The sequence below is a fragment of the Kitasatospora sp. NPDC001225 genome, from assembly GCF_053597855.1.
This window is the reverse complement of record NZ_JBSFJC010000005.1, coordinates 35,265-56,258: the sequence shown is the minus strand read 5'-3', so window position 1 is coordinate 56,258 and position 20,994 is coordinate 35,265. Positions and strand designations below refer to the sequence as shown.

The following is a 20,994-nucleotide window of genomic DNA, read 5'->3' as shown; positions in this document are numbered from 1 at the left end:
GGACACGCCTCGAAAAGTCCCGACGGGGAGCCCCGCGAGTCCAGGGAGGTCCGACCGGGCGACGGCGCAGACGCGCCTAACGCACAGGCGTCAGCGCGCCGCACGCACCCGCGCGGGCGCAGCGCCCGCGGCCGTCGCGGCGGCCGGGCGCGGCCGGGGCGGGCGCCGCTCGGCCCGGCGCAGCCAGCGCCACAGCGCGACCCCGGTCAGCACCGCGGCCGGGTGCCCCACCCCGGTGATCACGTCCTTGTCGGTGGCGATCTGCTCGGCGATCATCAGCCCGGCGCCGCCCAGCGCGAGCAGCCGCCCGCGCCAGGAGAGCAGCCCGGCCACCGCGCCCAGGCAGGCGAGCACGCCGTAGCTGACCCCGATGTCCAGGTAGTCCATCGCCTCCGGCGCCATCCGCCCGGTCTCCACCGCGGTGATCACCACGCCCTGGGAGAGCAGCGTCGCCGCGACATGCCCGGCCGCGAACACCGCCGCGGCCCGGGCCGGGCCGACCCTGCGCTCCAGCGGGGCGAGGGTGAGGGCGAATCCCCACAGGTACGGCATCCACACCTCGCCGGCCACCCAGAACCCGCTCAGCACAAGGGCGCGCAAAGGATGCTGGAGCAGGTTGTGGCCGTCCGAACTGGAGGCCTCCTGCAGACGCTGGACGAGTTCCGGATCGGCGAGCCGGGCGAAGGTCGTGGTGGCTCCCACGACGGCGAGGTACCCGAGCGTGAAGGGCGTTCTCCGGGGCGTCGGCACCCGTTCCAGCAGCCATTCCAGGACGCCGGTGCGCAGCCCGAGGCGGAGCATTCCGTACGGCGCCCCCGCACTCCCGTACCCGTCGGCACCCCGCCCGAGTCCCGCCATGCCGCCTCCGCTCCACGCCGCAGCCACCGGCTCCCCGCCGGATGCCCAACGTACCGGCGCGCGCCGCGGATTCCGCCCGGCCGGGCGCTCACGTGGCCACGGTACGTCGAGGTTCTGAGAGGCACCTGAAAGAAGCCCGTGAAGACCGTCGCCGTAGCGGACCGCCGGATTCCCGACATTGGTCCAGACCTTCTCCCCATAAACGGGGCACCAGGGCCTCTGACCGGCGACTTGGCGTCAACTGCACTGCATACGTACCGTTACGCAGAGAAAATTCGACGGGTAAGGTATCGGCCCGTGCCCACTCGTGCAGTGGGTCCGAGGGCGGCCCGACAGCCGGCCCACGGGCCGGAAACGTCCGGTCCACCTGCCGGGAAGCATCCGCTGTCCGTACGCTGCGAAGTGCGCGGGAGAAGTGGGCGGCCGACCATCCGTCCTCGGCTCCCGATCGCGCGACGGGACGGCGGACCCGGCACAGTCCACGACGGAACAAGACTACGAGCGGAGCCCCGCCATCCCCACAGGTGGCCGGCCCGCAGCCCTGGGGGCGGTGGCGTGACCGTGACAGAGATTCAGCAGGACAACCACAACGCCGGCGGCACTGTGAGCAGCCAGCGCAGAGTCCTGGTGGTGGAGGACGAGCCCACGATCGCCGAGTCGATCGCCGCCCGGCTGGGCGCCGAGGGCTTCAAGGTCGCCGTGGCCCACGACGGCCCCGGCGCGGTCGACGGCTTCCACACCTGGCAGCCGGACCTGGTGGTCCTCGACATCATGCTGCCCGGCTTCGACGGCCTGGAGGTGTGCCGCCGGATCCAGGCCCAGCGCCCGGTGCCGGTGCTGATGCTGACCGCCCGCGACGACGAGACGGACCTGCTGGTCGGCCTCGGCGTCGGCGCGGACGACTACATGACCAAGCCGTTCTCGATGCGCGAACTGGCCGCCCGCGTCAACGTCCTGCTGCGCCGCGTCGAGCGCGCCCAGCAGGCCGCCCGCACGCCCGCGCTGGGCAGCCTGCGGTTCGGCGAGCTGGAGATCGACCACGTGCAGCGCCGGGTCCGACTGGCCTCGGGCGACGTCCACCTGACGCCGACCGAGTTCGACCTGCTCGCCTGCCTGGCCGCCCAGCCGCGCGCCGTGCTCACCCGCGAGCAGCTGCTGGCCGAGGTCTGGGACTGGACCGACGCCTCCGGCACCCGCACGGTGGACAGCCATGTCAAGGCGCTGCGCCGGAAGATCGGCGCCAGCTGGATCCGCACCGTCCACGGTGTCGGATACGCGCTGGAGGCCCCGCTCTCCTAGGGCCCTCCTCGGGCGACGGGCCACCGGGGGGCCCGCAGCCCGGACGACGCCGTGCCACCACGCGGGCCGACACCGCGGGGACCACAAGGAACCGATGACCTTTCCACAGCAACGCAACGGGGAATCCGCCGACACGCGGCCGCAGAACCTGGCCGCCCGTGCCGCCCGCCGGGTCTGGGCCGACATCCGGCCGCTCGACCCGGTCCGCTCGATCAAGGGCAAGCTCACCCTGCTCGTGATCGTCTCCGTGTGCCTGGCCACCGGGATGGTGGTCGTGGCGATCCGGTCCGAGACCCAGATCCGGATCATCATGGTCTTCTCCATGATCGCCTCACTGCTCTTCATGCAGTTCCTCGCGCACGGGCTGACCGCCCCCCTGCGCGAGATGACGGCCGCCGCCCGCGCGATGGCCTCCGGCGACTACAGCCGCCGGGTCGAGGTGAACTCGCGCGACGAGATCGGCGAGCTGGCGGCCGCCTTCAACGCCATGGCCGCCGACCTCCAGGCCGCCGACCGGCACCGCCGCGAGCTGGTCGCCAACGTCTCGCACGAACTGCGCACACCGATCGCCGCGCTGCGCGCCGTCCTGGAGAACGTGGTGGACGGCGTCGTCCAGCCCAATCCGGCCACCCTGGGGGCGGCCCTGGAGCAGACCGAACGGCTCGGCCGCCTGGTCACCCACCTGCTCGACCTCTCCAAGATCGACGACGGCGTGGTCGCCCTGGACGCCCGCCCCTTCGAGGTGCGCGAGTTCCTGGACGGCGTGCTGCGCGGGGTCACCGTGGACGGCGCGACGGCCGGCGGCGCCTTCTCCCGGCGCGGGGACGTCCGGCTAGCCCTGGAGGTCAGCCCGACCGGCCTGACCGGCGTGGCGGACCCGGAACGGCTCCACCAGGTGGTCGCCAACCTGGTCGACAACGCCTGCAAGCACTCCCCGCCCGGCGGCACCGTGACGGTGCGGGCGAGGCCGGAGGGCGAGGAGGGCGGCCTGCTGCTGGAGGTCGAGGACGAGGGCCCCGGCATCCCGCCGGCCGACCGCTCCCGGGTCTTCGAGCGGTTCAGCCGCAGCGGCACCGCGACCGCCGCCGGACCGGGTTCGGACGGCGGCACCGGACTGGGCCTGGCCATCGCCCGCTGGGCGGTGGACCTGCACGGCGGACGGATCGCGGTGGCCGAGTCCCCGCGCGGCTGCCGGATCGAGGTCCGGCTGCCCGCACGGCGTCAGAGCGACGGTCGGGACATTTGTCACAGATCCGACACAGCGGTCTACGAAGATCGTTAGAGGATTTGGCCGGGTTTTTGTCCGCTTTGGCCCCGGTATGCCCCCTGTTCGGCGCTGATCGGTTCCCCTCAGATACGGCTTTCTAACGCACTTTTTCAGCCAAAGTGCAGGTCAGCACTGTGATCTGGGCGACGCCTGGGCCCCGGGGACTGCGCGATCACTGGTCAGGGGCGTAGCCTTAATCCCCGCTGTCCAAACATCCCAAAAGGAAGCGGAAGAGGGCGGTTGCCGCCGTGTCGCCACAGTCCCCTGAAACCCCCAACAGCTCGGCAAGCTCCACTGGCTTCGGCCCCAATGAGTGGCTCGTCGACGAGATCTACCAGCAGTACCTCCAGGACCCGAACTCGGTCGACCGAGCCTGGTGGGACTTTTTCGCCGACTACAAGCCCGGTACCGAGGTGACCCCAGTGACCCAGGCCGCGACCCAGGCCGGCCCCGCGCCGACCCCTGCCGCTGCCCCCGCGCCCGCCGTCGCAGCCGCTGCTCCGGCCGCGCCCGCCGCCGCTCCGGCTCCGGCCGCTCCGGCTCCGGCCGCCGCCCCGGCTCCGCTCGCCGCCGCGCCCGCCGCGCCCCCGGCCCCCAAGGCCGCCGCCCCGGCGCCGGCCGAGCCCGCTGCCGCCGCCGGCCCCGAGCTGATCCAGCTCCGCGGCCCGGCCAAGGCCGTCGCCACCAACATGGACGCCTCGCTGGAGGTGCCGACCGCGACCTCGGTCCGCGCCGTGCCGGCGAAGCTGTTGATCGACAACCGCATCGTCATCAACAACCACCTGCAGCGCGCCCGCGGCGGCAAGGTCTCCTTCACCCACCTGATCGGCTACGCCCTGGTCCAGGCCATCAAGGCCGCCCCGGGCATGAACTACAGCTACAAGGTGGAGAACGGCAAGGCCTTCCTGGTCAAGCCGGAGCACGTCAACCTCGGCCTGGCCATCGACCTGGTCAAGCCGAACGGCGACCGCCAGCTGGTCGTCGCGGCCATCAAGAAGGCCGAGACGCTCGACTTCTTCGGCTTCTGGCAGGCCTACGAGGACATCGTCCGCCGGGCCCGCGCCAACAAGCTGACCATGGACGACTTCACCGGCGTCACGGTCTCGCTGACCAACCCCGGCGGCATCGGCACCGTGCACTCCGTGCCGCGCCTGATGCAGAACCAGGGCACCATCGTCGGCGTCGGCGCCATGGAGTACCCGGCCGAGTTCCAGGGCTCCGCCCCGGAGACCCTGTCCCGCCTGGGCGTCTCCAAGATCATGACGCTGACCTCGACCTACGACCACCGCGTCATCCAGGGCGCGGCGTCCGGCGAGTTCCTGCGCGAGATCCACCGCCTGCTGCTCGGCGAGAAGGGCTTCTACGACGAGATCTTCGAGTCGCTGCGGATCCCGTACGAGCCGGTCCGCTGGGCCACCGACGTCGCCACCACCCACGACGACGAGGTCAACAAGACCGCGCGCGTCATGGAGCTGATCCACTCCTACCGGGTCCGCGGCCACCTCATGGCCGACACCGACCCGCTGGAGTACAAGCAGCGCAAGCACCCCGACCTGGACGTCACCACCCACGGCCTCACCCTGTGGGACCTGGAGCGCGAGTTCGCGGTCGGCGGCTTCGGCGGCCAGAAGATGATGAAGCTCCGCGACATCCTCGGCCTGCTGCGCAACACGTACTGCCGCACCGTCGGCATCGAGTACATGCACATCCAGGACCCGAAGCAGCGCAAGTGGCTGCAGGAGCGCCTGGAGAAGCCGTACGCGAAGCCCGAGCGCGAGGAGCAGCTGCGGATCCTCCGCCGCCTGAACTCGGCCGAGGCCTTCGAGACCTTCCTGCAGACCAAGTACGTCGGCCAGAAGCGCTTCTCGCTGGAGGGCGGTGAGTCGCTGATCGCGCTGCTGGACGCGACCATCGACTCCGCCGCCGAGCACCGCCTCGACGAGGCCGTCATCGGCATGGCCCACCGCGGCCGCCTGAACGTGCTGGCCAACATCGTCGGCAAGCCGTACGGCAAGATCTTCGGCGAGTTCGAGGGCAACCTCGACCCGAAGTCGATGCACGGCTCCGGCGACGTCAAGTACCACCTGGGCTCCGAGGGCACCTTCACCGGCCTGGACGGCGAGACCATCAAGGTCTCGCTCGCCGCGAACCCCTCCCACCTGGAGACGGTCGACCCGGTAGTCGAGGGCATCGCCCGCGCCAAGCAGGACATCCTGGACCAGGGCGGCACCACCTTCCCGGTGCTGCCGATCCAGGTCCACGGCGACGCGGCCTTCGCCGGCCAGGGCGTCGTCGCGGAGACCCTGAACATGTCGCAGCTGCGCGGCTACCGCACCGGCGGCACCGTGCACGTCGTGGTGAACAACCAGGTCGGCTTCACCGCCGCCCCGGCGTCCTCGCGCTCCTCGATGTACTGCACCGACGTGGCCCGCATGATCGAGGCCCCGATCTTCCACGTGAACGGCGACGACCCGGAGGCCGTGGTCCGCGTCGCGCGGCTCGCCTTCGAGTTCCGCCAGGCGTTCCACAAGGACGTGGTGATCGACCTCATCTGCTACCGCCGCCGCGGTCACAACGAGGCCGACAACCCGTCGTTCACCCAGCCGCTGATGTACGACCTGATCGACAAGAAGCGCTCGGTGCGCAAGCTGTACACCGAGGGCCTGATCGGTCGCGGCGACATCACCATGGAAGAGGCGGAGCAGGCGCTCCAGGACTTCCAGGGCCAGCTGGAGAAGGTCTTCGCCGAGGTCCGCGACGCGGCCCAGGCGCCGGCCGACGCCACCGCCGGCAAGCCGCAGGCCGACTTCCCGGTCAGCATCCAGACCGGCATCTCCCAGGAGATGGTCAAGCGGATCGCCGCCTCGCAGGTCAACCACCCGGACTGGCTGACCGTCCACCCGCGCCTGCTGCCGCAGCTGCAGCGCCGCGCCGCCTCGGTCGAGGACAACACCATCGACTGGGCGATGGGCGAGACCCTCGCCATCGGCTCGCTGCTGATGGAGGGCCACCCGGTCCGCCTGGCCGGCCAGGACAGCCGCCGCGGCACCTTCGGCCAGCGGCACGCCGTCCTGATCGACCGCAAGACCGGCGAGGACTACACCCCGCTGCAGTACCTCACCGAGGACCAGGCCCGCTACACCGTCTACGACAGCCTGCTGTCGGAGTACGCGGCCATGGGCTTCGAGTACGGCTACTCGCTGACCCGCCCGAACGCGCTGGTCATGTGGGAGGCGCAGTTCGGCGACTTCGTCAACGGCGCGCAGACCATGGTGGACGAGTACATCGCCTCCGCCGAGCAGAAGTGGGGCCAGCACTCCGGCGTCACCCTGCTGCTGCCGCACGGCTACGAGGGCCAGGGACCGGACCACTCGTCCGCCCGTCCGGAGCGTTTCCTGCAGATGTGCGCGCAGGACAACATGACGGTCGCGATGCCGACCCTGCCGTCGAACTACTTCCACCTGCTGCGCTGGCAGGCGCACAACCCGCACCACAAGCCGCTGGTCGTCTTCACCCCGAAGTCGATGCTGCGTCTGAAGGCCGCGGCGAGTGCGGCGGAGGAGTTCCTGTCCGGCTCCTTCCGCCCGGTCATCGGCGACTCCACCGTCGACCCGGCGCAGGTCCGCAAGGTGGTCATCACCGCCGGCAAGTTCTACTACGACCTGGCGGCGGCCCGCGCCGAGCGCGGCGTCACCGACACCGCGATCGTCCGGGTCGAGCGGCTCTACCCGCTGCCGGTGGCCGAGCTCCAGGAGGAGCTGGCCCGCTACGGCGACAACGTCCAGTTCGTCTGGGCGCAGGAGGAGCCGGCCAACCAGGGTGCCTGGCCGTTCATCGCGATGAACCTGGTCGACCACCTCCAGGTCGTCATCGGCCGCACCGGCGGCGACGCCCGTCTGCGCCGCGTCGCCCGTACCGCCGCCTCGTCCCCGGCGGTCGGCTCGGCCAAGCGGCACGCCGCCGAGCAGCAGGCGCTGGTCGAGGAGGTCTTCGCGCTCTGACGAGCCGAAGCCCGACGCTCTCCACACCCGCGGCCCCGTCCTCCCCACCGGGAGGGCGGGGCCGCGGGCGTTCGCCGGGCCACCACCGGTACGACGGCCGACCGGCCCGGACTATCCTGACCAGGTCAATCCCCACCGGACCGGAGCGAACCGTGTACTTCACCGACCGAGGCATCGAGGAGCTGGAGAACCGGCGCGGCGAGGAGGAGGTCACCCTGGGGTGGCTGGCCGAGCAGCTGCGCACCTTCGTCGACCTCAACCCGGACTTCGAGGTCCCGGTCGAGCGGCTGGCCACCTGGCTGGCGCGGCTCGACGACGAGGACGACGAGTGACCCGGTGACGGCCGCCGTGAGGCCCGGGAGGCAACCGCCTCCCGGGCCTCACGCGTGTCCGGGTACGGAAGGGTGCGGAGGGTGCGGAGGAATGCGGAACCCCGGGGGCCTCGTAGGGGAGGCCTCGGGGACGGGTCGGGGACGGATCGGGGTCGGGTTCGGGGGTCGGGGCGCTTGACTCTGCCAGCACGCGATATATCGTCTTTAGAAGAGAACGCGATACATCGCGATCGACAACGGGAGGCGACGGACATGAGCCAGTGGACGGTCGAGGGCACCGAGAGGATCACCTTCGACGAGCCGGTGCGCGCGCTGCACGTGCGGACCATCGAGGGCACGGTGAACGTGGTGGCGGCCGACGGCCCGACCCGCCTGGAGGTCACCGAGCTGGCCGGCGAGCCCCTGCACGTGACCCTGGTGGACGGCGTCCTGACGGTCACCTACAAGGACATCCACAGCTGGGGCGAGTTCGGCGACCGGCTCAAGTCGGTCGGCTCGGTGAAGGACCTCTTCGGCTCCTTCAAGCGCAAGCGGATCGCCGCCGTGACGGTGACCGTCCCGACCGAGGTCGAGGTCAAGGTCGGCACCGTGTCGGCCGACACCACCGTCAGCGGCGTCAGCGGGCACGTCTCGGTGCAGAGCGCCAACGGCGACACCACCCTCGCCGGGGTCACCGGCCAGATCGAGGCCGGCACCGTCACCGGTGACGTGGACGCCCACGCGGTCGGCGGCCGGCTCAAGGTCAACACCGTCTCCGGGCAGCTCACCGTGATCGCCGGCACCGCCGACCGGGTCCAGGCCAACACCGTCACCGGCGCCGTCACCCTGGACCTCGACGTGGCCGGCGAGACCGACGTCAAGGTCAACACCGTCAGCGGCGCCGTCGTGATCCGGATCCCCTCGCTGGCCGACGCCACCGTCGAGGCCGGCTCCACCAGCGGCGACGTCTCCAGCACCTTCGAAGAGCTCCAGATGAGCAGCACCTGGGGTGCCAAGAAGATCTCCGGCCGCCTCGGCGAGGGCCGCGGCAGCCTCCACGTCACCACCGTCTCCGGCGCGGTCACCGTGCTGCGCCGCCCCGAGGCGGAGGAGGACGGCCCGGTCGTGGTCAAGGAGCTCCCGGCCGGCCCGGGCACCCCGAACCTCACCAAGGAGGCCTGAGATGACCCCTGTGTTCGGCCACGGCCGGCTCCGCCTCTACCTGCTGAAGCTGCTGGACGAGGCCCCGCGCCACGGCTACGAGGTGATCCGGCTCCTGGAGGAGCGGTTCCAGGGCCTGTACGCCCCCTCGGCCGGGACGGTCTACCCGCGGCTGGCCAAGCTGGAGCAGGAGGGCCTGGTCGCCCACAGCACCGAGGGCGGCCGCAAGGTGTACCGGCTGACCGACGCCGGGCGCGCCGAACTCGAAGCCCGGCAGGTCGAGTTGGACGAGCTGGAGGTGGAGATCCGGGACTCCGTGGCGCAGCTCGCCGGGGCGATCCGCGAGGACGTCCGGGACAGCGCCAAGGACCTGCGCGAGGAGCTGTGGAACGCCGCCCGGCAGGCGCCCGGGCCGGAGCGCACCGAGCCCGGCGACCCGTGGGCCGGGCCCTGGGGCGACAACGAGTCCTGGCAGCGCGCCAAGGAGGAGTTCGCCCAGTTCAAGCAGCAGGCCAAGGAGCAGGCCAAGCGCGCCCGGGAGCAGGAGAAGGCCGCCAAGGCCAAGGCGAAGGCCGCCGAGGCGGAGGCCCGACGGCTGCGCGAGCAGGCCAAGGCCTCGCGCACCGCGGCCCAGCAGGAGGCGCTGCGGATCAAGCGCCGGGTCGAGCAGCAGGTGCGCGAGCACGCCGCGAAGGGCGACTGGCCGACCGGGCTGGCCGAGGGCCTGTCCGAGCTGACCAAGGGCCTGGCCGGCCTGGCCGACGCGGCCCGCTGGGGCCACGGCGCGGAGGAGCCGCCCGCCGAGCCCGCCGAGCGGGTCACCGTGACCAGGATCGACCTGGACAAGGACGGCTCCGACACCCCGGCCGACCTGCCTCCGTGGGCCGCCACCGACCCGGCCGGGGACCCGGCCCGCGAGCTGGAGCGGCTGCTCGACCGCTTCCGCGACCAGGTCCGCGACGCGGCCCGGGACGGCGGGGTGAACGCGGACACGCTGGCCGAGGCCCGTACGGTGCTGGGCGCCGCGGGCGAGCGGCTGAAGCGGCTGCTCGGCTGAGCCCGGAACGGCTCCTGCGGCCCGGTGCCCCCGTCACGGGAGGCACCGGGCCGCCGCACGCCCGCGGGCAGGCGCCAGGGGGTGGGGCTCCGTCAGGAGCGGGGTGCCGTCAGGGAGTGAGGACGATCTTCCCGAAGACGTCGCCCTCGGCGAGCCGGGCGAAGCCGTCCCGGGCCTCGGCCAGCGGCAGCACCGAGTCGATCACCGGCCGGACGCCGGTGTTGGCGCAGAACGCGAGCAGCCCGGCCAGCTCCTCCTTGGTGCCCATGGTCGAGCCGACCACCCTGAGCTCCAGGAAGAAGATCCGGTTCAGCTCGACGGAGCTCGGGTTGGTGCCGGAGGTGGCCCCCGAGATGACGATGGTGCCGCCCGGGCGCAGCGACTTCACCGAGTGCGACCAGGTCGCGGCGCCGACCGTCTCCAGCACCGCGTCCACCCGCTCGGGCAGCCGGGCGCCGCTCTCGAAGGCCGCGTCGGCGCCGAGCTCCACCGCCCGGGCGCGCTTGGCCTCGTCCCGACCGGTGACCCAGACCCGCAGGCCGGCCGCCTTGCCGAGGACGATCAGCGCGGTCGCCACGCCGCCGCCCGCCCCCTGCACCAGGACGGTGTCCCCGGGCTTGACCCCGGCGTTGGTGAACAGCATCCGGTAGGCCGTCAGCCAGGCGGTGGGCAGGCAGGCGGCCTGCTCGAAGCTCAGCCCGGCGGGCTTGGGCAGCAGGTTCCAGGTGGGCACCGCGACCCGCTGGGCGAAGGTGCCCTGGTAGCGCTCGGTCAGGATGGACCGCGGCTCGTCCGGGCCGACCCCGTGGCCGCTCTGGCCGATCACCGAGTGCAGGACCACCTCGTTGCCGTGCTCGTCGACACCGGCGGCGTCGCAGCCGAGGATCATCGGCAGCCGCTCGGCGGGCAGGCCGACCCCGCGCAGCGACCACAGGTCGTGGTGGTTGAGGCTGGCGGCCCGGACGGTGACCACGCTCCACCCGGGGCGGGCCTGCGGCTCGGGGAGGTCGCCCAGCTCCAGCCCGCTCAGCGGGTCGGCGGCGTCGGTACGTGCGGCGTAGGCAGCGAACATGCCCCGGACGATAGCCGCGACGGCCGGGGCCGGGAACCACGCGCAGGTGTGACGCGTGTCCCGGCTGCTGCTCCCCCGCTCGCCTCCGGGCGCTCGGGGGGACGCGGGGGAGCGGCCGCCGTGGCGGGCGCGCTCCCCCGATCACCTCGTCAGATCCGGGCGACGCCCTCCGCCCGGGCGGCCTCGGCGACGGCCTTGGTGACCGCCGGCGCGACCCGCTCGTCGAACGGCGAGGGGATGACCTTCTGCGGCGTCAGCTCGTCGGCCACGACGCCGGCCAGCGCCTTGGCGGCGGCCAGCTTCATGCCCTCGGTGATCCGGGAGGCGCGAACCTGGAGGGCGCCCGCGAAGATGCCCGGGAAGGCCAGCACGTTGTTGATCTGGTTCGGGAAGTCGCTGCGGCCGGTGGCCACCACGGCGGCGTACTTGTGGGCGACCTCCGGGTGGATCTCCGGGTTGGGGTTGGCCATCGCGAAGACGAACGCGCCCTCGGCCATGGTCGCCACGACCTCCTCCGGCACGGTGCCGCCGGAGACGCCGATGAACACGTCGGCGCCGGCCATCGCGTCGGCCAGCGAGCCCTTGAGGCCGGTGCGGTTGGTCCGCCCGGCGATCTCGGCCTTGACGTCGGTGAGGTCGCCGCGGCCCTCGTACACCACGCCCTTGCGGTCGCAGACGGCCACGTCGCCGATGCCGGCCGCGACCAGCATCTTGGCGATGGCGATGCCGGCCGCGCCGGCGCCGGAGATGACGGCCCGCAGCGAGCCGATCTCACGGCCCGTCACCTTGGCCGCGTTCCACAGGGCCGCGGTGGTGACGATCGCGGTGCCGTGCTGGTCGTCGTGGAAGACCGGGATGTCCAGGGCCTCCTGGAGCCGGCGCTCGATCTCGAAGCAGCGGGGCGCGGAGATGTCCTCCAGGTTGACGCCGCCGAAGGAGGGGGCCAGCCGGACCACGGTCTCGACGATCTCGTCGACCCCGGTGCAGTCGAGCGCGATCGGCACCGCGTCCACGCCGCCGAACTGCTTGAACAGGATGGCCTTGCCCTCCATCACGGGCAGCGAGGCCTGCGGGCCGATGTCGCCGAGGCCCAGCACCGCGGTGCCGTCGGTGACCACCGCGACGGTGTTGGACTTCCAGGTGTAGTCGTTGACCAGCTCCGGCTGCTCGGCGATGGCCGTGCAGACCCGGGCGACACCGGGGGTGTAGGCGAGGGACAGGTCGTCCGCGTCGCGCACCGGGACGGTCGCCCGGATCTCCATCTTCCCGCCGCGGTGGAGCGCGAAGACCGCGTCGACCGGATCCTCGGTGTCCTGGGTGCTGCTGTGAATGATCTCCGCTGCCACGATGACCTCTTCGTCATTGATCTGGCGAGGACGCGCGGCCGACGGGCAGGGCGACCCGTCCGGAAACCGGAAACCGGGTACGCCGAAGCGGACCCGGGGTCGGGGTCGGGGCGCTGCCGTCGGGCGGCGCCCTCGGATGAGGGTTGTATGGGGTCTGTGTTGTCCGCGTTGTGCTTCCGGGCCGAGCGTAGGTCGGAGGAAGGCATCGCACCTATGCCTTTTCGTCCTCGTCACGTACGGTTCATCGCCGCGCTGTCGCGTCACAGGGGCCCGGCGTCGGAAGCGCCGGGCTCCGGCGGCGGCAACGGCATGAGCGCACGCGCACCCGCAGGAGTGAACACAGGCCGAAGGGGATCCGGTGCCCCGGATACGGAGCCGCGTGAGGACTTCCGTTCCCGGGCACCCCGAGCCTGTCGGGGCTCGTCGGCCTGGTTCGAGCGTTCGGGGGTCACCCGGTACCGAATTCTGACACACCCGCCGCCGGGCCCGGCAGGGCGGGATGGCAGGATCGCTTGTCCGCCATTTCGCGTACACCCGTGCGACACCGTGGCGGCCCCACCTCCCTCCCTCAGGAGCCGCCCTCATGCCGCACGTCCGCCACGCCCTCCGTCCGGTCCCGGCCGGCGCCGCCCTGGCCGCCGCCGGAGCCCTCCTGCTGACCGGCTGCGGCGGCGGGCAGGCCGCCCCGGGCGACCCGGTCAAGGACCTCCGCGGCAAGCTGCCGAAGGCCCAGCGGTCGGCCGGCGCGCTGCGGGTCGGCATGGACGTCAACTACGCCCCGGTGGAGTTCCGCGGCCCGGACGGCAAGCCGACCGGCCTCGACCCGGACCTCGCCGCCGCCCTGGGCCGGATCCTCGACGTGCGGGTCGAGTTCGTCGACACCCCCTTCGACAAGCTGGTGCCGAACCTCCAGGCCAAGCAGTACGACGTGGCGATGTCCGCGCTCAGCGACACCCGCCGGCGCCGGGACGCGGTGGACGAGACCGGCAAGCCGACCGGCCCGGGCGTGGACTTCGTGGACTACTTCATCGCGGGCACCTCGATCGTCGTCCCGAAGGGCAACCCCAAGGGGATCAGGGGCCTGGACGACCTGTGCGGCAAGACCGTCGCGTTCCAGCAGGGCACCACCCAGGACGAGATCGTCACCCGCCAGGTCGGCGTCTGCACCCGGGCCGGCCGCCCGCTGACCCCGCACAAGCTGGACACCGACACCAAGGCGCTGGCCGAGGTCGCCTCCGGCGCCGCCGCGGCCGGCCTGAACGACTACCCGGTGGCCGCCTACGCGGCGAAGACCACCGACGGCGGCGCCCGCTTCGAGGTGACCGGCGGGCAGTCCACCTCCAACCCGTACGGGATCGCGGTGCGCAAGGACGACGGGCCGCTGCGGGACGTGCTGGCCGGGGCGATCGACCAGCTGATCCGCAGCGGCGAGTACGACAAGATCCTGGCCAAGTGGAACGTCGGCGCCGGCGCGGCGCAGAACGCGGTGGTCAACGGGGGCATCTGAGGCGGGGGCGGCGGGCCTCCGGGGACGGCACGGACCGATCTGCATACTTATGCGCAGAGTGACAGGGGCGCGGAATAAGTCCGAATAGCGGACAGCGCGACCCCTCGTTATCCGATTTTGATCTGGATGAGGGCCACCTGACTGTCATCAGATGGCAGGATTCCCCCCATCTCGGATCGAGCCGGCCACTGGTCGAGGCCGTCCGGTCAACGTCCACCTCGGCGGAGGGTGGCGGAAGCAGTACCTCGTACAACCCCGGACGGCTCCCCCGCGCCCGGGCAACTGCACGACCCGGCCTGCACGTACGACGACGTACGGCGACACGCACCCGTACCGAGCCGCGCGGCTCGCCGTTCCGGTGCGCCGCTCCCGCGGCGCGCTCCGCCCGACCTCTCTCCCCCAGGATGGAGATCCCCCTCATGACCACCCGTACCCAGCGCAGCCGGCTCTTCGCAGCCGGTGTGGTCGCCGCCTCGGTCTCCCTGGTGCTGACCGGTTGCAGCAGCAGCAAGAGCGAGAGCAGCGGCGCCCCCAACGCCTCCGCGACCGTCAACGAGGTCAAGGCCGACCCCAAGCTGGCCGGGCTCGTCCCGGACGACGTCAAGGCCGCCGGCAAGCTCCTGGTCGGCGCCGATGCCTCGTACGCGCCGGACGAGTTCAAGGACGACAGCGGCAAGGTCATCGGCATGGACGTCGACCTGGCCAACGCCATCGCGGCCAAGCTCGGGCTGAAGGCCGAGGTCCAGGACTCCGGCTTCACCGCGATCATCCCCGGCATCCAGTCGAACAAGTTCCAGCTCGGCATGTCGTCCTTCACGGACAACAAGGAGCGCGAGCAGATCGTCGACATGGTCACCTACTTCAACTCCGGCAGCGCCGTCGCGGTGAAGAAGGGCAACCCGGAGAAGATCGACCCGAAGGACCTCTGCGGCAAGAAGGTCGCCGTCCAGACCGGCACCACCCAGGCCGACGAGATCAAGGACACCCGCGACCCGGACTGCGCCAAGGCCGGCAAGCCGGGCGTCCAGAACGGCGGCGACAAGTTCGACCTCCAGACGGACGTCACCAACGCCGTGGTCTCCGGGCGCGACCAGGCGATGATGGCCGACTCCCAGGTCGTCGACTACGCGATCAAGCAGTCCGGCGGCCAGCTGGAGAAGGTCGGCGAGACCTACGGCGTGGCCCCCTACGGCGTCGCGCTGGCCAAGGGCTCCAAGCTCACCCCGGCCGTCCAGGGGGCCGTCCAGTCGCTGATCGACGACGGCACCTACAAGCAGATCCTCGCCAAGTGGGGGGTCGAGTCCGGCGCCATCACCACCTCGACCGTCAACGGCGCCGTCAGCTGACCCTCGTCCGCTCCATCTTCTCCCCCGAGGCCACACCGTGAACTCTTTGGACAAGGGGACGGCGGAGCAGGGCCGGCCCGAGACCATCAAGGCCGTCCCCGTCCGCCACCCCGGACGCTGGGCCGGCGCCGTCGTCATCGCCGTACTCGCGGCGATGCTGGTGAGCGCCCTCTTCACCAACCCCGCTTTCAAGTGGGACATCGTCGGTCAGTACCTGTTCCACGACAGCATCATGCACGGCCTGCTGGTGACGCTGGAACTGACCGTGCTCGCCATGCTCATGGGTGTGGTCGGCGGCATCGTCCTCGCGGTGATGCGCCTGTCCCCGAACCCGCTGCTGGCCGGCGTCGCGTGGGTCTACATCTGGATCTTCCGCGGCACCCCGGTGCTGGTGCAGCTGGTGTTCTGGAACTTCCTCGGCCTGATCTGGGCCAAGCTGTCGATCGGCGTCCCGTGGGGGCCGGAGTTCTGGTCCGAGCAGACCAACGTGCTGATCCCGACCTTCGTCGCCGCGCTGCTGGGCCTCGGCCTCAACGAGGCCGCCTACATGGCGGAGATCGTCCGCGGCGGCATCCAGTCGGTGGACGAGGGCCAGACCGAGGCCGCGCACGCGCTCGGCATGAGCCGGTTCCAGACCATGCGCCGGATCGTCCTGCCGCAGGCCATGCGGGTGATCATCCCGCCGACCGGCAACGAGACCATCTCGATGCTCAAGACCACCTCGCTGGTCTCCGTGATCTCCCTGGAGGAGATCTTCCGGGCCGGCCAGGTCATCTACTCCCGGAACTACCAGAACATCCCGCTGCTGATCGTGGTCAGCCTCTGGTACCTGTTCTTCACCTCGGTGCTGACCATCGGCCAGTACTACATCGAGCGCCACTACGCCCGAGGTTCCAACCGCACCCTCCCGCCCACCCCGCTGCAGCGGCTGCGGAGGCTGTTCGCCGGGAAGCCCGCCCCCAGGACGACCGCCGACGTCGTCCCGGGGCTCGAGGGAGGTGGTCACGTATGACCGATCTGACCAAGTCCCCCGCCGGCGGCGCCGCGTCCGGTGAGCCCATGGTCCGCGCCGAGAACGTGCACAAGTCGTACGGCCTGGTCGAGGTGCTCAAGGGCATCGACCTGGAGGTCAGGCAGGGCGAGGTGTTCTGCCTCATCGGCCCGTCCGGCTCCGGCAAGTCGACCTTCCTGCGGTGCATCAACCACCTGGAGAAGATCAACGGCGGCCGCCTCTGGGTGGACGGCGAGCTGGTCGGCTACCGGCAGAAGGGCGACCGGCTGCACGAGCTCAGGGACCGCGAGGTCGCCCTCAAGCGGCGCGACATCGGCATGGTCTTCCAGCGCTTCAACCTGTTCCCGCACATGACCGCCGTCGAGAACGTCATGGAGGCGCCGGTCCAGGTCAAGGGCGAGAGCCGGGCCGACGCCCGCGAGCGCGGGATGGCCCTGCTGGAGCGGGTCGGCCTCGCCGACAAGGCGAAGAACTACCCCTCGCAGCTCTCCGGCGGCCAGCAGCAGCGCGTGGCGATCGCCCGCGCGCTGGCCATGAAGCCCAAGCTGATGCTCTTCGACGAGCCGACCTCCGCGCTCGACCCGGAGCTGGTCGGCGACGTCCTCGACGTCATGCGCGGCCTCGCCGAGGAGGGCATGACCATGGTGGTCGTCACCCACGAGATGGGCTTCGCCCGCGAGGTCGGCGACGCGCTGGTGTTCATGGACGGCGGGGTGGTGGTCGAGTCCGGCAACCCCCGCGAGGTGCTCACCGACCCGCAGCACGAGCGCACCAGGGCCTTCCTGTCCAAGGTGCTCTGAGCCCGTACGCCCGGCGCCCGGCAGGTCACTCCTGCCGGGCGCCGTCGTTTTGCCCGCCCAGGTAATAGGCTGGAGGCAGTCAGCCCGTTACCGACCCCCTGGAAGGACCCCTGTGGAGCTCGCCGCCTACGCCGATCTCGCCGTCCGGCTGGTGAACACCGAGGAGCCCGAGCGCGGCACCGACTCGCTGACCTCCGTGGAGGCGGTGCGCGGTCTCTTCTCCGACTCCTCGCGGGCCCGCTCGCTCGCCGACGAGTCCGACGTGCCCCGGCTGCGGGCGGTGCGGACCCGGCTGCGCGGGGTCTTCGAGGCCGCCGCCGGCGGGGACGAGATCCGCGGCGTCGACCTGCTGAACAGCCTGCTGATGGAGTACCCGGTCAGCCCGCTGATCTCCGGGCACGACTACCTGGACGACGCCGGGCGGCCGCGCTGGCACCTGCACCTGGCCGACAACTCCCCCACCGCCACCGCCCACTTCAGCGCGGTCGCCTGCATGGGCCTGGCCGTCCACCTCACCGAGCTGGGCGCCGACCGGCTCGGCATCTGCCAGGCCGCGCCCTGCCGCAACGCCTACCTGGACACCTCGACCAACCGCTCCCGCCGCTACTGCTCGGACCGCTGCGCGACCCGCGCCAACGTGGCCGCCTACCGGGCCCGCAAGCGCCTGGAGGCGGAGGCGGCGGCCCGGGCGTAGCGGCCCGCTAGACGTCCTCCACCCAGGCGCCGAGCCGGCGGGCCAGGCCCGGCACCCGGGCCAGCCGCGGGGTGAGCAGCAGCCGCTCCAGCCGGCGCCCCGGCGCCAGCCAGACCGGGCTCGGGCGCAGCCGCAGCAGCACCCGGCCGAGCACCAGCTCGTCCGGGACGGCGCCGTAGCTGCGGCTGTCGCTGTCCACCGGGCGGTTGTCGGAGAGCAGCCACCAGCCCGTGGCCCGGCGCTCGGCGGCCCGCTTCACCACCAGCAGGTCCTGCTGGAAGGGGTGCCGGAAGACCACCACCGCGCCGGGCCGGATCGGCGCGCCGTAGCGGACCAGCAGCCGGTCGCCCTCGCGCAGGGTCGGGACCATCGACGGCCCCGCCACGTCGACCAGCCCGAACGGCAGCGCGCCGCCCGGGCCGCGCTCCCCCGCCCCGGCGCCCTCCGCTCGCGTGCTCCGCGCCACGACTCCTCCTCCCGCCCCGCTCGCGCCCCCAGTCTGCCGTACGGACCGCCGTCCGTCCGATGTCCGGATTGCGCCGGTTCCCGGTCCGTCTTTCGCCCTAGGCCCACCGCCCGATCGCGAAACCGGGAGGGCGGAAGGGTAATCTCGGGCGCGGGAAGACGATCTAAGGAAGGACTCCCATGTTCTCTCGTCTGTTTGCACCGCGCGCCACCGTCCACGCCCACTGCGACCTGCCCTGCGGCGTCTACGACCCCGCGCAGGCCAAGCTGGAGGCCGAGTCGGTCAAGGCCACCCAGGAGAAGTACCAGGCCAACGAGGACCCGCACTTCCGCGCCCGCGCCGTCATCATCAAGGAGCAGCGCGCCGAGGCCGTCAAGCACCACATCTCGGTGCTGTGGAGCGACTACTTCAAGGCCCCGCACTTCGAGAAGTACCCGCAGCTGCACCAGCTGATCAACGACACCCTGAAGGCCGCCTCGGCCGCCAAGGCGTCCACGGACCCGGCCACCGGCCAGGCCCTGCTCGACCTGATCGCCCAGGTCGACAAGATCTTCTGGGAGACCAAGCAGGCCTGAGCCTGACGCGTCGCCACCCGACCGCCCCCGTCCGCACCGCCGGACGGGGGCGGTCGTGCGTTCACGTCCGACCCGGCCCGGTAAGGGTTGCCTGCCCTGAGTGGCTGTTATGCTGCCAGGGCGTCCGAGGGGGAAGTCCGGTGCGAATCCGGCGCTGACCCGCAACGGTGAGCACGGCCCGTACCCGCCCGTACGGCCGCGCCAGCCCGATCGCCCTCGGCCGCCGACCTCCCGACAACTCGCCGCGGACTGCGAGGGGAACGGCGCCCCGGCACGCCCCCGGCCCGCGCCCGCCCCGGCGCGCTCCCGGCCCGAGGCAAGGCGCACCCGTGAACCGCGCACCCGTCAACCGTGCAGTCGGCCCGCCCGCCCGCCGAATACCCGTCGTCCCGCTCGCCGCCGGACTCGCCGCCGCCCTGCTGCTCTCCCTGGTCTGCGGGGTCGCCCTCGGCTCCTCCGGGCTCGGCCTGCCCCGGGTGCTGCGGCTCCTGGGCGCCGGGCTGACGGGCGGCCGGCTGGACGCGGACGAGGCGGCCGCGTACGCGATCGTCTGGGAGATCCGGCTGCCGCGCACCGTGCTGGCCGCCGTGGTCGGCGCCGGGCTGGCCGCCTGCGGGGTCGCCGTCCAGGCCCTGGTGCGCAACGCGCTGGCGGACCCCTTCGTGCTCGGCATCTCCTCCGGCGCGGCCGTCGGCGCCAATGCCGTGATGCTGTTCGGCGCCTTCGCCTCGCTCGGGGTGTGGGCGATCTCCGCCTCCGCCTTCGGCTCCGCGCTGGCCGCCATGACCCTGGTCTACGTCGCGGCCCGCACCGCGTACGGGCTCACCCCGCTGCGGCTGGTGCTCACCGGCACCGCGCTGTCCTACGGCTTCTCCGCCGCCACCACCCTGATGGTCTTCGCCGCCGACCGCGGCGAGGCCGCCCGGGACGTCATGATGTGGCTGCTCGGCAGCCTCGGCGGCGCCACCTGGGGCAAGGTGCCGATCGCCGCCGTCACCGTGCTGGCCGGGCTCGCCTACCTGGCCTGCACCGCCGGGCGGCTGGACGCGCTCGCGATGGGCGACGAGACCTCCGCCTCGCTCGGCGTGGCCCCGGACCGGCTGCGCCGCGAGCTGTTCGTGGTGACCGCCGCCGTCACCGGCACCGTGGTCGCGGTCAGCGGGGCGATCGGCTTCGTCGGGCTGCTGATGCCGCACCTGGCGCGGATGCTGGTCGGCGCCGGGCACCGCCGGGTGCTGGTGGTCGCGCCGCTCGCCGGGGCGCTGCTGCTGGTCTGGGTGGACATCGCCTCGCGCACCCTGCTGGCGCCCGCCGAACTGCCCGTCGGGGTGTTCACCGCGGTGCTCGGCGTGCCCGCCTTCCTGGTGATGATGCGCCGCCGCGGCCAGGCCTTCGGAGGTGCCCGGTGACCGCGACGACCGACCCGACCCCGGCGCACGCCCAGGACCTCGCCGTCGACGGCGTCTCGGTGGAGCTGGCCGGCACCCGGCTGGTCCACGAGGTGAGCCTGGCGGCCGCCGCCGGGCAGGTGGTCGGGCTGATCGGCCCCAACGGCAGCGGCAAGTCGACCCTGCTGCGCTGCGTCTACCGGGTGCTGAAGCCGGCCGGCGGCGTGGTCCGGCTGGCCGGCGACGACCTGCACGCCCTCACCGCCCGCGAGAGCGCCCGCCGGGTGGCCGCGCTGACCCAGGAGCACTCCGCCGAGTTCGACTTCACCGTCGCCGAGGTGGTCGCCATGGGCCGGCTGCCGCACCGCCGCGGCTTCGGCGTCCAAGTCGACGGGGACGAGCGGCGCTGCGCCGAGGCGCTGCGCAAGGTCCGGGCCGGGCACCTCGCCGAGCGGGGCTTCCTGAGCCTGTCCGGGGGCGAGAAGCAGCGGGTGCTGTTCGCCCGCGCGCTGCTCCAGGAGCCGCGCCTGCTGGTGCTCGACGAACCCACCAACCACCTCGACATCGCGCACCAGTTGGAGGTGCTGGCGCTCGCCCGCGAGGCCGGTCCGACGGTGCTCACCGCGCTGCACGACCTCAACCTGGCGGCGGGCCACTGCGACCTGCTGTACGTCCTGCGGGACGGCCGGATCGTCGCCTCCGGGCCGCCCGACGAGGTGCTCCGACCCGCCCTGCTGGCCGAGGTGTTCGGCGTCCGGGGCACCCCGGTGCGCCACCCGGAGACCGGCGCCCTCCAGCTGCTCTTCGACCGCCTCCCCTGACCCCCCAAGGAAC

18 protein-coding genes are annotated in these 20,994 nt (G+C 72.3%); 14 read left to right on the top strand and 4 right to left on the bottom strand.

From position 1 onward, the window contains the following. Positions 1-90: 90 nt before the first annotated feature. On the bottom strand, positions 91-858 hold the full coding sequence (locus ACWDCZ_RS02745; protein ID WP_449815055.1) for a rhomboid-like protein: 768 nt from the start codon (positions 856-858) through the stop codon (positions 91-93). Positions 859-1,419: 561 nt separating this feature from the next. On the opposite strand from ACWDCZ_RS02745, the gene ACWDCZ_RS02740 reads away from it, so the two are divergent. From ACWDCZ_RS02740 to ACWDCZ_RS02715, 6 genes are all read left to right on the top strand, one after another. Further along, the gene (locus tag ACWDCZ_RS02740; protein WP_181970677.1) at positions 1,420-2,157 is read left to right on the top strand and encodes a response regulator transcription factor; all 738 of its coding nucleotides are present in this window, start codon (positions 1,420-1,422) and stop codon (positions 2,155-2,157) included. A 94-nt stretch (positions 2,158-2,251) separates the two neighbouring features. Then, positions 2,252-3,439, top strand: coding sequence for a sensor histidine kinase (locus ACWDCZ_RS02735; protein WP_082346227.1), 1,188 nt, complete (start codon positions 2,252-2,254; stop codon positions 3,437-3,439). Between the two features lie 233 nt (positions 3,440-3,672). Further along, positions 3,673-7,425: a multifunctional oxoglutarate decarboxylase/oxoglutarate dehydrogenase thiamine pyrophosphate-binding subunit/dihydrolipoyllysine-residue succinyltransferase subunit gene (locus ACWDCZ_RS02730; protein ID WP_449815054.1), complete on the top strand. Its 3,753-nt coding sequence runs from the start codon at positions 3,673-3,675 to the stop codon at positions 7,423-7,425. A 152-nt stretch (positions 7,426-7,577) separates the two neighbouring features. Further along, entirely contained in the window at positions 7,578-7,757 is a 180-nt protein-coding gene (locus ACWDCZ_RS02725) for a DUF6104 family protein (protein WP_049649445.1), read from the top strand. 252 nt (positions 7,758-8,009) lie between these two features. After that, a complete protein-coding gene (locus tag ACWDCZ_RS02720; RefSeq protein ID WP_074001425.1) occupies positions 8,010-8,918 on the top strand; it encodes a DUF4097 family beta strand repeat-containing protein in 909 nt (302 codons plus the stop codon). A 1-nt stretch (position 8,919) separates the two neighbouring features. Beyond that, positions 8,920-9,954, top strand: a complete 1,035-nt coding sequence (locus tag ACWDCZ_RS02715) for a PadR family transcriptional regulator (protein ID WP_049649443.1) — start codon at positions 8,920-8,922, stop codon at positions 9,952-9,954. Positions 9,955-10,063: 109 nt separating this feature from the next. Here the strand turns inward: ACWDCZ_RS02715 and ACWDCZ_RS02710 are convergent, their stop codons facing one another. Both ACWDCZ_RS02710 and ACWDCZ_RS02705 read right to left on the bottom strand, forming a co-directional pair. Next, positions 10,064-11,026 carry a zinc-binding dehydrogenase gene (locus ACWDCZ_RS02710; protein WP_049649442.1) on the bottom strand — a complete coding sequence of 321 codons (963 nt, stop codon included), beginning with the start codon at positions 11,024-11,026 and terminating at the stop codon, positions 10,064-10,066. 149 nt (positions 11,027-11,175) lie between these two features. Next, a complete protein-coding gene (locus ACWDCZ_RS02705) occupies positions 11,176-12,372 on the bottom strand; it encodes an NAD(P)-dependent malic enzyme (protein WP_049649441.1) in 1,197 nt (398 codons plus the stop codon). 583 nt (positions 12,373-12,955) lie between these two features. Between ACWDCZ_RS02705 and ACWDCZ_RS02700 the strand changes: the two genes are divergently transcribed. From ACWDCZ_RS02700 to ACWDCZ_RS02680, 5 genes are all read left to right on the top strand, one after another. Then, positions 12,956-13,879, top strand: coding sequence for an ABC transporter substrate-binding protein (locus tag ACWDCZ_RS02700; RefSeq protein WP_074001423.1), 924 nt, complete (start codon positions 12,956-12,958; stop codon positions 13,877-13,879). A 419-nt stretch (positions 13,880-14,298) separates the two neighbouring features. Further along, on the top strand, positions 14,299-15,225 hold the full coding sequence (locus ACWDCZ_RS02695; protein WP_063780035.1) for an ABC transporter substrate-binding protein: 927 nt from the start codon (positions 14,299-14,301) through the stop codon (positions 15,223-15,225). Between the two features lie 37 nt (positions 15,226-15,262). After that, positions 15,263-16,237 carry an amino acid ABC transporter permease gene (locus ACWDCZ_RS02690; protein ID WP_049649438.1) on the top strand — a complete coding sequence of 325 codons (975 nt, stop codon included), beginning with the start codon at positions 15,263-15,265 and terminating at the stop codon, positions 16,235-16,237. Further along, positions 16,234-17,037: an amino acid ABC transporter ATP-binding protein gene (locus tag ACWDCZ_RS02685; RefSeq protein ID WP_449815053.1), complete on the top strand. Its 804-nt coding sequence runs from the start codon at positions 16,234-16,236 to the stop codon at positions 17,035-17,037. Before ACWDCZ_RS02690 ends, ACWDCZ_RS02685 begins: the two co-directional genes overlap by 4 nt. Before the next feature lie 112 nt (positions 17,038-17,149). Then, complete coding sequence (locus ACWDCZ_RS02680) at positions 17,150-17,731, top strand: CGNR zinc finger domain-containing protein (RefSeq protein WP_049649436.1); 582 nt, start codon at positions 17,150-17,152, stop codon at positions 17,729-17,731. A 7-nt stretch (positions 17,732-17,738) separates the two neighbouring features. On the opposite strand, the gene sodX is transcribed toward ACWDCZ_RS02680, so the two are convergent. Continuing rightward, complete coding sequence (gene sodX / locus ACWDCZ_RS02675; protein ID WP_079271923.1) at positions 17,739-18,101, bottom strand: nickel-type superoxide dismutase maturation protease; 363 nt, start codon at positions 18,099-18,101, stop codon at positions 17,739-17,741. A gap of 275 nt (positions 18,102-18,376) precedes the next feature. Here sodX and sodN point away from each other — a divergent pair, with 275 nt between their 5' ends. The 3 genes from sodN (at position 18,377) to ACWDCZ_RS02660 (ending at position 20,981) form a co-directional block, all read left to right on the top strand. Beyond that, a complete protein-coding gene (gene sodN / locus ACWDCZ_RS02670) occupies positions 18,377-18,772 on the top strand; it encodes a superoxide dismutase, Ni (RefSeq protein ID WP_049649434.1) in 396 nt (131 codons plus the stop codon). A gap of 329 nt (positions 18,773-19,101) precedes the next feature. Beyond that, positions 19,102-20,181, top strand: coding sequence for a FecCD family ABC transporter permease (locus ACWDCZ_RS02665; protein ID WP_449815051.1), 1,080 nt, complete (start codon positions 19,102-19,104; stop codon positions 20,179-20,181). Further along, a complete protein-coding gene (locus ACWDCZ_RS02660; RefSeq protein WP_449815050.1) occupies positions 20,178-20,981 on the top strand; it encodes an ABC transporter ATP-binding protein in 804 nt (267 codons plus the stop codon). The genes ACWDCZ_RS02665 and ACWDCZ_RS02660 overlap by 4 nt, the downstream gene beginning before the upstream one ends. The last annotated feature ends 13 nt before the right edge of the window (positions 20,982-20,994 follow it).